The sequence below is a fragment of the Anoxynatronum buryatiense genome (assembly GCF_900182905.1).
In the GTDB taxonomy this organism is placed as follows: domain Bacteria; phylum Bacillota; class Clostridia; order Peptostreptococcales; family Tindalliaceae; genus Anoxynatronum; species Anoxynatronum buryatiense.
Genome location: NZ_FXUF01000007.1, coordinates 1 through 15682 on the forward strand (window position 1 = coordinate 1; position 15682 = coordinate 15682).

The following is a 15682-nucleotide window of genomic DNA, read 5'->3' on the forward strand; positions in this document are numbered from 1 at the left end:
TGAAGATCACCGCGCCGCTGTTGGTGTCGTAAGCGGAATGGGCCAGGCGGGTGGTGTTGCCTTCTTTGTCCACATGCACTGCGTACAGGCCGCCCGCTGCTTCGCCGTTTGCTGGTGTGTAGGGAATTGATACCGTTGCGATGCCCTTGCTTAACGAAGCAAGACTGACGGTTTTTCCATTTTTCACCGTGCTCAGTGTTATGTCGTAGGTATTGCGAAGGTTGTTGACTTCGACTGGCTTCAGCGTCATGGTGATATCGCCGTCACCCTGGGTGCGCTGCTGTTTCAGAGAATCCTGGTCAAAGGAGACATTGACCGGCAGCCCCACCATCTGAAATAGCTTCACATTGGTGGTGACCAATCGGTTCAGTGCCGCACGCTCTGTGATGATGGTCCAGCTGGTGGCATCAGGAGCAACAAGCACTACCTCCACACCAATGCCATTGGCTGTTCTGTTCTGCGCTTTTGCAGCTTTCTCAGCTTTTTCAATGGCTGTTTTCACCATGCTGTCGGTAATGATGATCACTGCATGGCTGCCGGAAATCTTGCCATTGGCATTGACACTGCCCATCACCGGCTGGTCAGGCTTCTTTTCAGTGGTGACCACAGCTGAAGACCTGGCACGGGAGGAGCCGCCAGAGGAACTGCCACCGCCGTTGTCATTACCGCCACCATTATGATCGCCGTCTCCGCCGTCGTTATTACCACCGCCATTATTATCATTGCCGCCATTATTATTGTCGCCTCCGCCGTTGTCGTTGCCGCCGCCATTATCGTCTCCACCGGGGTTAGTCGCTTTGACGAAGTGGAGTGTTCCGGCTTTGGCACCTGACAAGGTCACCGGCGAGCTGTTTTCTTGTGTCACGGAAAGACTGTTTCCCGTAGCCACCAGGCTCCAGTAGGTTGCCTGGGTGCCTGTCACAAAAGCAATCTCGGTTCCTGAAGGAAGCCCTGGCAGTGAAAGAACGTCCTGCTGCTCTTTGGCGTGGGCTGTGCGGTCAACAATGCAGAAAGGTGCCACTGCGGCGTTGGTTATCAGCCTGCTGTCGTCATCCACTGTCAGCTTGCCATCCTCAATGTATACCCCGTAGTCGCAGTTGGTGGTTAGTGTGGCCCCGCCGGTGACATTCACGCCGCCTTCCAGCGCCTGCACGCCAATGGAATCGCCGTTTGCAATGAGGGTGGCACCGTTGGACACATTCACGGTGTCGCACATCACGGCGTAGCCGTGGGCAGAGGAAACCGTCAGGTTGGTGCCCTGGCCAGTGACGTTCAGTGTGCCATCTTGCCCACCTGAACCACCCAAAAACAGGGCGCCTCCCATGGTCACTTGCGCGCCTTCCTGAAGGGTGACAGTATCACCGTTAAAGGCGCCGCCGATGCCCCCAGCGCTGAACAATGCGCCTGCCCCGCTGAAGGTCAGATTCAGCGGCCTGCTGTAATCGCTCTCCATCCTGCCCTGAATCACTGTGGACCCTGTGGTATGAACCATTGTTTCGGCGGGCAGTGTCACATTCCCGTCAATATAGGCATTGCCCAGGGTGAGCGTGTTGCTGGCGTTATCCCAGGCATAACCGTCATTTACCACCGTTTTGCCGCTGTGGTCGCCCGTGGTCAGGTCAAGGCCATCCGGGCCACCAACTTCTTTCAGTTCTGAACCATCGTTTTTGTAAGTCTTATAGCCTATGAAGGAGCCATCGACTTCATCCACCACATCCACCCGTAGAATGCCACTGCCGGAAATGGACAGAGCTGCCATTTGCGCCGGGGTGGTATCCTGGGGAAGGTGCATGATACCATTGTTGACAATGGTTCCCTGGTTGATAATGGCAGTTGCCCGATCAATCATGAACCGGCTTCTTTCTTGAAGGGTGATGGTACTGCCGCTGCCAACGGTGAGGTTGCCAGAGATGATGGCATCGCCTTCAATAGCCAGGGTGCTGCCACCACTGATGGTGAGGTGCTTGGGATCACCCCCTCCGCCCATGAAACCTCCCATGACAAGGGCCCCCCCGAAGGCTCCCCCCTGAAGGGTTACCCGGGCGCCGTTTTCTATCAGGACATCTCCCTGAGCAATGATTCCGTAAACAGCACCTCGCATCTCAACGTTACCGCCGGAAATGGTCAGGTTTTCTACCCCGGCAATGCATTGCCATGCTGACACCAGCAGTGAGTCGCCGGTGCCACCCTGAAGGCTGATTGACCGAGACGGGCCACCGCCCGTCGCCACCAACATTCCGACACCGCCTGGTGTGTTGGTGTTTGTCAAATGATTGGTGCCCCGCAGCCGGATCACCATTTCTTCACCTACTTGCAGGGGAATATCGCTGCCCATGATGCCGGCATTGTTCAACACCAGCGTGGCAGGCGAACTTCCCTGGACCGGCTCAAACAGGGCATAGCCATCTCCTGCTTTGTAATAGGTGGAAACGGTGGGGGCTGTGACCAGGTTCAGACCTGCAGATGCGTCAGGACCAGCTGCTGCCACCTGCAGCACTTTGTCTGCCATGGTCATTGTTCCGGCAGCGCTCACTGCACCGATGACCAGTCCTGCATCACCGATGCTCACATTGCCGGTGGATGAAATGGCACCTGCTGCGTCGCTGGCAGCCGCGATGATCACCTGGTCCGCCTTGAGGGTCAGATGACTGCCCAGAAACACATGCCGTCCGCCCCCGCCGCCTGAAAGAGTGATTTCTGCGGCATTGCCCCCTGCCGGATTGGTGATGGAGGCAGCCCCTGCCATCAGGGCATATCCGCTTCCCGGAGCAGCAATATGAATCTTCTGCCCTCTGATATCCGCTGAACTGCAGCCTGAAATGCCGCTGTTCCCTTGCAGGTCCACCACCCCTTTGGCACTGATGTTGAGGGTATAGTCGCTTCCGGAAATAATGAATTCATGTGGTTCAGTTGTTTTCAGTCGAATGTCACCCCTGGGTGCCGCCAGCTCCACTTTGATTTTTGCATTTTCAATGAGTGTATTGCTGCTGTCAATGGTGATATCTCCGGTTTCTGAAACAAGGGAAATGTCACTGCCGCCGCTTCCACCCATCCCTCCCCGGATGCTTTGCGCCAAAACAATTTCATTTTTTGCGGAAATGGAAATGGTGTGGTTGCCTAACTGGCTAATGGCATAGCCTTGGCCGCTTAGGGAAACCCCACCCTCCGGCGCCGAAAGGGTGATCTTCTCCTGGGCATTGATGCCTATATTCCCTGTACCCTGAAGGGTGATGTTCCCGTTGTTCGCCCTTAGAAACACCTCTCCGCTCCCGGTTTGAAGCGAGTGTCCGTTCATGGTCATGCTGTTGGCTTTCACCGAGATATTACCGCTGGTTTGAATCATCTGCCAGGTGGATTCCAGGGTAAGATCGCCGTCAATGTCAATGGAAACGTCTCCTGTTCCATTGATGCGTATCCCATAGTTGCCTCTGATGTCCAGATGGCCGGCACCGGTGATGCTGATAGATTTTCCCCCGGTGCCGTTGTAGATGGCATAGCCGCTGGTACTGCCGCTGGCGGTTCCAATCTGGTTGCTTGTGCCCTGTAGCACGATGTTTAAATCGTAATCGTTGACTTCAATGGCATGACTGGAAAAAACAGGATTAGAAAGAGTGGCCCCTTTTAATGTTACCGTTGCAGTGGTGCCGCTTTTGGTCACATGAATCTGCCAGTTGCCTGGACCGGCTCCTTCGGTACTTACCACACCGCTGGCGTCTGTGACAGCATACCAGTCGTCGCTGTCAACGGCTATGCCGCTGATGGCAACGGGTGCCGGGTCAGATAACACGTGCATCATGGCACTGCCAATCAGCACGCTGATTTCCGGCAGGTTCACACCTTCTGCAAGGGTGTAGCCTGCCGGCAAAACAGGCACATAGGTATAGCCGGCACCGTTTTCACTGGCATCAAACCATGGGGAGCTGCTTTTTTCAGCATCAATCACCCACTGCACCTCTTCCAGTGTGATCGAACGACTGGAAGATTCGGTGGTGAACCCTGATAAAGGCACCTTGTCACTGTCCACGATCACCGTTCCCTGGATTTCCCCAGTGGTGTTCCCTGCCGGGTTGTTTTCATCACCTTGAGAGGTTTCACCTTCTTGAGCGGTTTCATCTTCTTGATCTGAAGCAGGTCCCGCCTCGCCGTGGGATTCATCGGCTGTTGGTGTTGTCGGGGCGCTCCCGTCAGGTGGTGTTTCTTCGGGGAGGGTTTCGCCAGGTTGTCCGCCGTTTTCCATGCTTTCCCCGTTATCTGGTGTGTCTGGTGTTTCGGATGTGTCAGGTAGTTCGGATGCGTCTGGTGTTTCAGGTAGTTCGGGTAATTCGGGAACATTCGGCAGTGCCATTGGTTGCCCGCTGATTGTCACGCCCAGCGTGTTTGGCAGATGAATATCCGATTCCCGGGCCCCCACTGCCAGCTGTTGGCTGGTAATTTCACCGGTGAGCTGTGCAAAAGCGGTGATTGTTTCCACTTGCTGTTCATGGGCAGAAAAGCCGTAGCCCGTGGCCGGGGTGGCCATGAGAACAGCCAATGTTAATGCCATCATTTGCTTTGCTTTTTGTTGGAAAGAGGTGCTTTTCAGGCACCTGCTCATACTTTTGATTGTCATCGTTTCCTCCAATGCTCAATGCCCTTTTGTTAATGGGCATTGTCCTGTTATTTTGTTTGAAGCACAAGGTGTTGTTCACGACAGCATTCCAGTGCTCTGATCAGTATCTCCCTGATTCCCTGCAGCACACTGGTCAACGTTTTTTTGATTCCCTGCAGCAGCCTGGTCAGCGTTTCTTTGATTCCCTGCAGTCCTCGGGTTTTTGCCGGGTTTCGCTTTTCTCCTCCTTCCTATGCTGAAAATGTCAGACAGGCCATCTGCCACTGCTCCCTGCCACTGAACCGCTCCTATCGGCCTGGGAAAACTGTTTCAATCGAACTCCTCGCCAAGAAGACCCTCAGTATTCACAGCTTCTTTTTACTTCTTTAGCCTTTCTTTATCCTATGTCATAAAAAAAACAACCAAGCTTCTTTTATAGAAGTTTGGCGGCTGGTGGCTGATTGTCGATGACGAGAGGTCAGTGGCGACTGGCTGTCGTTGTTTTCACTAAAGTAGCATGCTGTCAAATGTTTTTCAACAGGCCGTGATCAAGCGGTCGAAAATCTGCACAAGCGGTTATTTTTTGAAGGTTGATGGGACACGCCAGGCGCTTTATCATGCTCTCCTGGCAGAGTCTATTAGTGGTTCATTCCACAGCAACATGATACAATGAAAGAAAACCGATTTAAATCAAAAGGAGCTGAAATAATGAACCATCGAATCATCGCCATCATTCTCATTGTCATACTCTTTGCAGGCGTTGCAGCTGCCCCTGTATCAGCTGCACCCCCCATTCGTGTAACGGTAGATGACGTTCTGCTTCAAATGGACGTGCCGCCTGCCCTCATCGAAGGGAGAACCCTGGTTCCTCTCAGGGCTATTTTCGAATCACTGGGAGCCGAAGTGGAATGGAATGACCAAACGCGCACCGTCACCGGACGTAAAGGAACCACCACCGTTGTTCTTCCCATAGGAAGCCGCTACCCGACAGTTAATGGAGCCCCTGTGGAAATCGATGTTCCCGGAACACTGGTCAATGGCCGCACCATGGTACCTGCCCGGTTTGTCAGTGAAAGTTTCGGTGGTCAAGTGGTTTGGGATGGTGCCAACCATCAGATTCATATATCCACTTCACCAAGCACCTCTCAAAGCGAAGCATCCAGCACTTCACCTCACCTCACTTCAGAAGAAGCGCCTTCACCCTCTGCCACTGAAATGATGCCTGAAAAAGCAGTGAATGCCCAACGCAGCGTGGTCGATGTTGCTTCAACCACCGGATATGGTTCTTATGTCTTGATGAGTGACGGAACCGTTTGGGGTTGGGGTGGATCATTTGTTGGTGATGGAATCACCGAAGTTAAGAAACAACGAAGTGAAATGATGTACTATGCTTTTTCGCCAAGTCGATTCATTCCTGTTAAAATCGAAGGGCTGACCAATGTTCAGCGCCTTAATGCAAGCAGATCTGTGGTGGCTTTTCAACAAAATGGCAGCGTTTATGGATGGGGCGTTTACAGCGACGTTGATCCTGCCAATGCATCTTTGAATGAAATTTCCGACTTAACCAACTGGCATCCCGCCGCCAATTATCTGGTGACACCCCAAAAGATAAATGGCCTTCAGGACTATGTTGACGTTTCGGCTGGACTTGGACACACCCTGGGCCTCAAACGTGATGGTACCGTCTGGGCGTGGGGCAACAACAAACATGGTCAATTGGGGAACGGTACTTTTGAGGACAGCAGTACAGCGCTTCCTGTAAGTGGCTTGGATAATGTCATTGCCATCTCAGCCGGCAGCCATCACAGTGTTGCTCTCAAGAGCGACGGCACAGTGTGGTCGTGGGGTATGAACGGATCAGGAACCATGGGAAATGGCACGACAACAGGGCCGTCAACATATGGACACCCCCTGCCTGTTCAAGCAACCAATCTTAATAACGTGGTCAAAATCCAGGCAGGAAGTTCCATCACCATGGCCATCAAGTCCGACGGCACCTTATGGAGCTGGGGTTTTAATGATAATGGCATGCTTGGAGACGGCACCGATACTTCGAGACAGACACCCGTTCAAATAAGCACCCTTTCCAATGTGGTTGACGTCAGTACGGGATTCCGCACAGCTGTTGCATTGAAAAACGATGGAACTGTCTGGGCATGGGGCAACAATTTTCGCGGAAGGCTTGGCAACGGTACCACTGAATCCAGTTTTTCGCCCGTACAGGTGAAGAACCTGCACAACATTGTCAAGATATCCACTTCAACAAAGCATTCTATTGCACTTGGTGCAGATGGCCGGGTATGGACATGGGGAAGCAACACTTTTGGAAGTCTTGGCGTCGGAATAAACCAGTCAGCCGCCTCAGTGCCTGTCGAAGTGACATTTCCTCCATTGAGGGATGCAACTGAAAGCATTGCATGGCAAAATGGATACCACTATGCAGAGCCGTTACCTCAAGATCTGGAAGTCTATTTCGACCTTGACAGCCGATTGGAACTGGCCATGTACATTCCGTTATCCTTAGAACAGCATGGACTGGATTTCGGAAGAGCTGTTTTAGCATCTAAGCTGGGTGAGCTAAATATTGTGGCAGAGTCTTTTGATTATGCGAGTACGCTCTTTGAGACCCGGGAACAAATCAGCTACAACGCTTACTGGGATGACGCATACATGATTCATGTATTGCATATGAAGCCCTCCAGCCGGATCTTCATCGCAATTGAACACCGAAGATAGCAGCCATCTGAATGAAGATAGCAGCATCTGAATAATGAAGCTTTCTTTGCTTCTCCGCTTGTTGAAAAGAATTCTTCATCGCCATAAATCCTGCGCCAGCAGCATGGGCACCCTGCAAGGCTTCTGCTGCAGCGACTGCTTCTTCTGCTTCTTATGAAGACTCTTCTTCGGGAGAGTCTTCTTTTGACGTGCCGTCATCTTTCTGTTGTAAAGGCATGAAATTGGGTAAAATCAATCCAACTACTACTCAACACCCTTACCTGCTGGAGGTATTCCCATGAAAATTGCCCTGCTGACAGAAACCTGGCACCCTTACACCAACGGAGTCACCACCCATATCGCCGTTCTGGCCGAAGGATTGAGATCCCTGGGCCATGAAGTGCTCATCGTCACCGCCGATCCAGATTTGAGACGTCATCAGGTGGATGCCCAGGGCGTGCTGCGGTGCCCCGGTATTGCCATCAAACGGATATACGGCTACGGCCTGGCGGCGCCCTTCAGCTGGAAACGTTATCGGATTCTTCGAAATTTTGGCCCTGATGTGATACACATTCATCAGGAGTTTGGTGTGGGTACCTTTGGAATGCTGGCTTCCCGCCTGTTAAAAGTGCCCCTGGTGTATACCCTGCACACTGCCTATGATGAATACCTGCATTACCTGGCCCCGCCCGCCCTGATTCCGGTGGTGCGGTTTATTTCCCGTGCCCATGTGAAGCTGCTGGCGACCGCCGCTGCCATGACCACCGGTCCTTCTGAAAAAGCATCTGCCTACCTGAATGCCCGGGGAGTGGTGACGCCCTTTGTGCTGGTGCCCAACAGTGTGAACTTGTCTCTTTTTCATCCCGGCAATAGGACCAACTGTTTTCGGGGTTCCCTTCGCCGTCAAATGGGCATTGAAGATAATCATACCCTGGCTATTTTTGTCGGGCGGCTGGGAAAAGAAAAAAGTATTGCTGAACTGCTGGAATATTGGCAACAGATGGCAAATGGCGGCAACCACTTCCACCTGCTCATTGTTGGAGATGGCCCTGATCGCGAGACACTGGAAGCCATTGCATCAAAAAAGCACCTTCCCGTTACCTTTGTCGGAAAGGTGCCCCACGAAACCATGCCTCGTTATTATGGCATTGCCGATCTTTTTGTCAGTGCCTCCACCACAGAAATGATGTCCATCGCCCTGTTGGAAGCTCAGGCCAGCGGCCTTCCGGTGTTGCAGCGTTTTGATCCATGGAACCGGCAACAGGTGACTGACGGCGTGAATGGATTTGCATATGAAGATGCTGCGTCATTGGGCAGGCACCTTGATTATTTTCACCACCTGACTGAGCGCCAATGGCATGAATGGCGGCTGCGTTGCCGGGCTCACGTGGCCCAACAGGATCACACCCATCTGGCAGAACGCCTGCTGGAAGTTTACCAGCAAGCCATTGCCTGTTCCACAGTCTGCCCGCCGGGTGCATTGGCACCCACTGATACTGATTAACACCCTGCCCATTTTTTGATCATTCTCTGATCATCGGGTGCAGCACCATTGAGTCGCCAATGAGTTGCCCATTTACCTATCTTAAAAATAGAAACGCCCTTGATTCTACAGAATGATGTAAAATCAAGGGCGTTCATGGTGCACCTGAGAGGAATCGAACCTCCGACCTGCGGTTTAGGAAACCGTTGCTCTATCCCCTGAGCTACAGGTGCATGATAAACGAAAAGTATATATGAAACAGAATGGTGCAAATGGCAAGGATGTGAGCTGCAGCCTTCAGATAGTATGAGACCCACAAACCTGCTCTTGTAGCATAAACAAAAAGAAATGGCTTGTCAATGGGTGTCTTTATCTTTTGAGTGTCTGTCATTTTTCTATTGCAAGGACATAGATTTGAGTAGAGTCGACGCACCAAGGCAATATTTAAAGGATAGTACCCTATGAATCTTTTTTTCGATGTGCCATTTCCTTTCGCAGCAGTGCCTCAATTTGTGGTGCGGGCATGGGCTTGTAAAAATGGAAACCCTGCACATCATCACACTGTTGCTCTTTTAAAAACTGCAGTTGCTGTAGTGTTTCAACACCTTCTGCAATCACGCTGAGCCCCAGGCTTTTGGCCAAATGAATGATGCTTCTGGCTATGGCTTGGTCTTTGCCACCTTTATCGATGCCGTGGACAAACTCCATGGCTATTTTAAGGCGATCCACCGGCAGTTCTTTGATGCGGCTCAGAGAAGAATACTCGGTGCCAAAGTCATCGATGGAGATGGTCACCCCCAGGTGCTTCAGCTGCTGAAGCAGTGCAATGGGATAGGTGGTTTCTTTAATAGCAATGCTTTCAGTGATTTCCAGCTCAAGGCAGGCGGATGACAGCCCTGTTTCCTGCAGCACCTGATACACCATTTCCACCAGCCGGGGGTTGCGAAACTGTTCCACTGACAAGTTCACTGCCATGGTCACCAGGGGCAGGCCCAGGTTCTGCCAGGCTTTGTTCTGCCGACTGGCAGTTTCCAGCACCCATCGGCCAATGGCATTAATGAGCCCCGTTTGCTCTGCCAGGGGAATGAAAACGCCTGGAGGAATCAGTCCTTTTTCTGGATGCTGCCATCGAACAAGGGCTTCAACACCGACCATTTGCCCGGTGTTAATATTGATCTGGGGCTGATAGTAAAGCACCAGCTCCTGCCGCTCGATGGCCCGGTAAAGCTGGCTGGTCAGCTGCGTTTTATCTTCAATGCCTTGTTTCATCGTAGGCGTACAGCCAGCCACCTGGTTTTTTCCCTGGTCTTTGGCATGGTACATGGCCAGATCGGCATTTTTGATCAGGCTTTCTGCATCAGTTCCGTCTTCAGGATAGACGGCAATACCTCCACTGGCAGTGACAAAAAACTCCTGTTCTTTCACCTGTATCGGATCGCCAAAAACTTCCATGATGTTTTCCGCCATTGTCTGGATCTGTTGACGAGTTTCCATTTCTGGAAAGAGAATGAGAAACTCATCGCCTCCAAACCGGCAGAGGGTGTCCTGTTCCCGTATCTTTCGGCTCATGTTGCCTGCTGCCTGTACCAGCAGCTGGTCACCGCCTTCATGCCCCATGGTATCGTTAACGCTTTTGAAGGAATCCAGATCAAGAAATAACAGACCGATGCGTTTTCCTGTTTGAGCAGCCTTAGCGATGGCCTCTTGCAGGCGATTGTTAAACAGTGAACGGTTGGCCAGGCCGGTGAGGCTGTCATAATAGGCCAGTTGGTTGATTTCGGCTTCATTGCTGATCTTCACCAGTGCATCTGAAACCAGATTTGCCAGAATGCTCAACACCTCTCGATGGCTTTCCTGCCAGTTTTTTGTCTCACGGGTAGAATCAAATCCGATGAATCCGAAGAACCGTTGCTGATTCATAATGGGTAGTGCCAGGGTTGACAGAATCTGCTGACTTTCCAGTAGTTTTTTCTCATTTGAAGCTTCCGGCGGCAACTGGGCCACCGCCGGAATATGCACCATGCGGTTCCGGGTCAACTGATCCATCCACCAGGAGACATCTGCCGTTGAAAGAGCTTCTGCTGCTGCTTTGCCTGACTTGGTGTGCTCATGACACCACTCGTATTCATATGTAAGGAGCGTCATATCTTCCGAAGCCTTAAAGAGGTAGCTGCGGTCCACCTGAAAATGGCTGCCTGCCTGCGCCAGCAGGTAGTTGATTTTTTCGTCCAGATTCGCCTCGTTTGCCTGCACAAAAGCTGCCGACACATTGGCCACCACCCGCTGCAGGTTGGTCTGATCCATGTTTTCCTTCAGGCGGTAGACATAGGTGCGGTTCACGTAGTAGGCCAGAAAAGCTCCCAACAAGTAGATGCCCAGCCATGTGACGTGATCTGCAGCATTGATGCGAACCATTTGTTCCGGCACCTGCCGCCAGATCCACAGATGAGTCATCACGGCCGACAAGGTCACCATTACCAGCATGCTTCGGTGGCTGTACACTGCCGATATAATCATCAATATCAAGGGAACCGGCCACGCGATGTGGCTGGCTGCGGAGCCCATCAAGTACAGCATAATCAAAGGATAGCTTCCCGCCAATATTGCCATTAACAGATTATCCTGCCTTTTGGTTGAAAGGGGCAGGCGGGGAAGGAGCAGCAACAGAACGCCACATAGAAATAGAAGTGCGCTAAAGGTAAATGTTCGACGCAAGGCTTCTCCGTTGAGAAAATACCCTCCCATGTTCAGCACACTGCCCACTGCAAATGAAAAGGCGACATAGCGAAACATCTGGAGTCGACTGGTTTCATTCAGTATTTGCCCCTGAGCTGCCGTTTCTTTATTAGTCATCAGTCCGTGCTTCATCACCGCCCGGTAAAAGGCCAGCATGGGAAACAGAGCAAACACTATTCCCATCTGTGGAAGCTCTGCTGTCAGCGAATACCGCAGCAGCACGTCTGTGACTGTGGCAAGGATAAAAGCGAGTATGAAGCCGCCAATAATCAAATGAGTAGTTTTTCCAATTTCTGCATGATCCTGTTGTTTTTTCCAGCGCATTAAAATTCTCAGCCCAATCATGGAATAGAGTATGTAGTAAATCCGGTATAAGGTTTCTCCCATACCGGCCGGTTCGGTGTCGATCCAGCCGGCCGGCATTTTAATGAGATGATAGCTCTCAACAGGCAGGCTTCCGATGGGTCCAAAAAAAACAAAAATCACCAGGGCCGGCAGATATAGCAGCACCTGAATGATTCGCTTTTTCAATAAATCATGGTGCCCTGCCAAAATGAGCAGAAAATGAACCATAAAACTATAAAACACGCCCCACCCAATGGATGCAACTCTGTGCCAGAAAAGTGCCGATTCAGCATTTGGGGCGGCATTTCCCATGGAGTAGGCGAGTCCCCATAGGGTTAAAGCACCTGAAATCAAAAAGAAGAGACGATTCAACCTGTCGCCCGTGTTCAATAAGAGAATATAGACACCCATGGAGGCATAGATGGCTGATGTCACCAGAAAAACAAATGAAAAAAACACATCTGATGTGATCATATGTGCAAAGGTGCTCCCTTCAGTCAGCCACCCTCAATGTGGTAACGAATATTTCGTTTCATTCTTCAACAGGAAATCAATGGATGAATCCTGTTGTAGAGGCAACAAAGGTGTATTTGTTTCATTTTAAACAATGTGGCTGCATCTGTCAATATTAGTCATGTGCTTTCATATGCTGATGATCAGGTCATTTGGGGCAGGTTTTCCATGCGTCGCAGTGGATGCTTTAGTCTTTGGTTGATGGCATGATTCGATTAAGACTGATGATCACTGCCCCCAGAAGTATCACAGCCACCCCTGCACCTGCTGACTTTTGAAGAACAGATATTATTCCCTGCTCTTGCCAGTTCAGGAAGGGGTAGGGATACTCACCTGTTTCACTGCCAATGATCATGGTCACCAGCCAATATCCCACTGGATAGAGGGTCCAGCTCCACAGATATTTCCACCGGTAGCAGCCCCTTGGCTCTGTGAGCAGCCAGTCTGTCAGATAGGCCAGGGGTACCAGGTAATGTGTCAGAAGGCTCACTGCAAATAAGGGAGGTGTGAGGCTATAGCCCTGGCGCAGATAGACGTGGAACACCGCCATGGCGAGGGTGATGTACACCAACAATCCGCCGCGCAGGCCTCTGGGCAGGTAAAGGCCCTCCCGACGCTCCGGTGTTTTCAGGCAGGAGTACAGGCTCCAGGCAACCACCAACAAATTGGTCTGATTGGTGAAAAGCCTCATCAGTCGGTAGCTTCCCTGTAGCGGGCCGAAATCGTGATGAACACCATTGAGCATAAAAAGGTAGTTGAGTAACAGTGCCACCAGGCCAACAAATCCGTAGGCCATTCGAAAGTATGTCCAGCCTGAGAAACGTTCCTTTTCATTCAATGTTTTCCCGCTCCCCGTTTCATTCATTTCTTCCTTGTTCGATCTCCCCCATCGCTGATGATGATTCATGACTTATTCTTCTTCCAGTTCAGTATCCAACTGTTTTTCCGGGGTTATTTTGAACCCTTCGCCCATGTCTCAAGTCTTTCTGGAAATCATTCTAAAGACCTTTCTGGAAATCTTGCTGGAAATCTTTCTGGAGATCTTGTTGGAAATCTTGCTGGTGGTTATTTTCCGATTCATTCTGAAGGTCTTTTAAAGTGAATGTATTTTGTTCGTCAGCCAGCACCACGCAGTTGCGCCCCTGCTGTTTGGCTGCATAGAGAGCTTGATCTGCCCTGCGAACCAGGGCTTCCGGGGTCGTTTTTCGTGACGGTATAATGGCTGCCACGCCAAAGCTGATGGTGATGACACGATGAATGCTGGAATAGGGGTGACTGATTTGCAGCGCCTCCACATTCTTGCGAATTTTTTCGGCCACCCGGCAGGCACCATCTTTGTCGGTGTTGGGCAGCATGATAATGAACTCTTCGCCTCCGTATCGGGCCAGCACATCGGTTTCACGGCGAAGGGTTTTGCCGATGGCGGCTGCCACCTGCCGCAGGCACACATCTCCCTCGGGATGACCGAACTGATCATTATACTCCTTGAAAAAGTCAATGTCACTCATAATGAGTGCCAGAGGCCGGTTTTCACGCTGCAGCCGGTGCCATTCCTTCTGGAGCTTCTCTTCAAATGAGCGGCGGTTGTCGGCACCGGTGAGGGCATCGGTGCGGGACATGAGCATCAGCTTGCGGTTGGTATTGGTCAGCTCCAGGGTGCGCTGCCGGATTTTTTCTTCCAGGTCCCGGTTCATCTGCTGAATTTCTTCATACATGGCCGCATTTTCTGTTGCCAGGGTGTTGGCACGAAGAAAGGCGTGATTGAAGCGCCAGGCGAGAAATCCCGCCTGAATCATGATGAAGACCATCAATCCCTCTGACACAAGCTCAGGGGCGTTCCAAAGGGAAAATTCCCGTAGCATGTCACTGGCGGCGGCCAGCAGTACTACCACCGAGCCAACTGCCATGGCATAAGCGCCTCGGTTCTTTTTGCGAAACCCGTACACCACCATGACATAAATCAGGTAGATGGACCCCAGAAGTATGAATCCCTGCCCGTATTGAAAGACAGCATCATAGCCCTTTACCGGTGTTAGCGCCACAAAGGCCGTCAGCCCCCAGATCCCCCACCCGCTCAGCCGGGCTGCCCGGTCCATTTCAGGGGAATCTAATACATCCCGCACGTATATCACCAGAAGGGGCAGCAAAATAAACACGGGAAGGTACCCCAGTTTCATCATCAACTCTCCCGGCATTTGGGGCCACAGGCGTACCACTATACGCTCGCCGATGATGCCCCCTCGTATAGCTGTAATGAAGGCGGCTGTCGCCAGAGAAAGAAGGGCCGGCTCCCGCCGCTGAATCAGGTACAGTACCCCATAGTACAGGGCAATCACCAGTAAGCTGCCGAAAATCAGGCTTTCACTGATGATCTGCCGCTGGGTGAGGCGGGTGACTGCCTGGCTGTCACCCAGCAGAACGGGCCGCAGCCGCATTCGCCGGTGGTGAAAATTAGAGACCTGCACCACCACTTCCACTTCACCATCTATATGATGAAACAACAGTTCCGACGGCAGGTACCGGGGCTTACATTCTGCCGGGTTGGTGACAGGAGTACCGGCACTGACAAGTTCTTTTCCATTGATCCACACCCGGTAGGCTGAGGCGAAATAGGCGAATTTCAGGCCATAAATCCGTTCATCCTCCGGGAGAAGCACCCGTACCCGCAAAGTGGCATACCCGTTGGCGTCCAGTCCTGAAAGTGGTTTTCCCGGCATGATTTCGGCCGGGATGGGAATCGTTTGCGGCTCATTTGGTAGTTGAATCGCCGATAGTTCTGCCGGTGTCAGCAACTGATCTGTAAATATCTCCCAGTCACCGTTCATGGACAGCAGTGGCTTGATCTCCGGGTTCCACTGCCGCAGGTCAAAAACACCCCTTTCAACCCGAAAAGAGTCTGTCTCTGTTGCGGCTAGCTGAGTTGTTAACGTTTTATCCGCCGGTATCCAAAAACCCACCAGTGTCATGAATATCACCAGTATCACACTGATGAGGATCAGCATCGATTTTACTAGATTCTGTCGTTGCCATCTCTTTTGTTTGGTTGTCACCTGTATGGCCCTCTCTTGTCGCCTGCGTACATCTACATTGAAGTGATTGAGCTTCTGAGCCCATGGTACTGATTTTCAGTATATCACTGTTATCTTCTGTCTTCAATCCGTTAAAAATCCCCCAACCAGTTATGCTGGGGGATTCAGACTGCAGGCAACCTATGATGAAGACAGGGGATTTGGTAAAGAGCAGCTTTGGAAATCTTGTCAGTGTTCTTTATTTGTCAGTTGCGGCTTTGATACCAGTTTCGG

Annotated in this window: 6 protein-coding genes and 1 tRNA gene; 2 read left to right on the plus strand and 5 right to left on the minus strand. The window is 51.5% G+C overall.

The genetic code is table 11. The features are described 5' to 3' along the window. A partial coding sequence (locus tag QOL74_RS09990) for a hypothetical protein (protein ID WP_283409333.1) occupies positions 1–4609 on the minus strand: 4609 nt, incomplete at its 3' end. A 687-nt stretch (positions 4610–5296) separates the two neighbouring features. Between QOL74_RS09990 and QOL74_RS09995 the strand changes: the two genes are divergently transcribed. Together QOL74_RS09995 and QOL74_RS10000 are read left to right on the plus strand one after the other, a co-directional pair. Continuing rightward, a complete protein-coding gene (locus QOL74_RS09995) occupies positions 5297–7324 on the plus strand; it encodes an RCC1 domain-containing protein (RefSeq protein WP_283409334.1) in 2028 nt (675 codons plus the stop codon). A 277-nt stretch (positions 7325–7601) separates the two neighbouring features. Then, a complete protein-coding gene (locus tag QOL74_RS10000; protein ID WP_283409335.1) occupies positions 7602–8807 on the plus strand; it encodes a glycosyltransferase in 1206 nt (401 codons plus the stop codon). A 136-nt stretch (positions 8808–8943) separates the two neighbouring features. Here the strand turns inward: QOL74_RS10000 and QOL74_RS10005 are convergent. The 4 genes from QOL74_RS10005 to QOL74_RS10020 all read right to left on the minus strand — a co-directional run bounded on the left by QOL74_RS10005 (position 8944) and on the right by QOL74_RS10020 (position 15430). Continuing rightward, positions 8944–9019: transfer RNA gene (locus QOL74_RS10005), tRNA-Arg, on the minus strand. A 226-nt stretch (positions 9020–9245) separates the two neighbouring features. Continuing rightward, complete coding sequence (locus QOL74_RS10010; protein ID WP_283409336.1) at positions 9246–12341, minus strand: EAL domain-containing protein; 3096 nt, start codon at positions 12339–12341, stop codon at positions 9246–9248. 226 nt (positions 12342–12567) lie between these two features. Further along, positions 12568–13287: a Pr6Pr family membrane protein gene (locus QOL74_RS10015; protein ID WP_283409337.1), complete on the minus strand. Its 720-nt coding sequence runs from the start codon at positions 13285–13287 to the stop codon at positions 12568–12570. 91 nt (positions 13288–13378) lie between these two features. Beyond that, a complete protein-coding gene (locus QOL74_RS10020) occupies positions 13379–15430 on the minus strand; it encodes a sensor domain-containing diguanylate cyclase (protein ID WP_283409338.1) in 2052 nt (683 codons plus the stop codon). Positions 15431–15682: the final 252 nt, after the last annotated feature.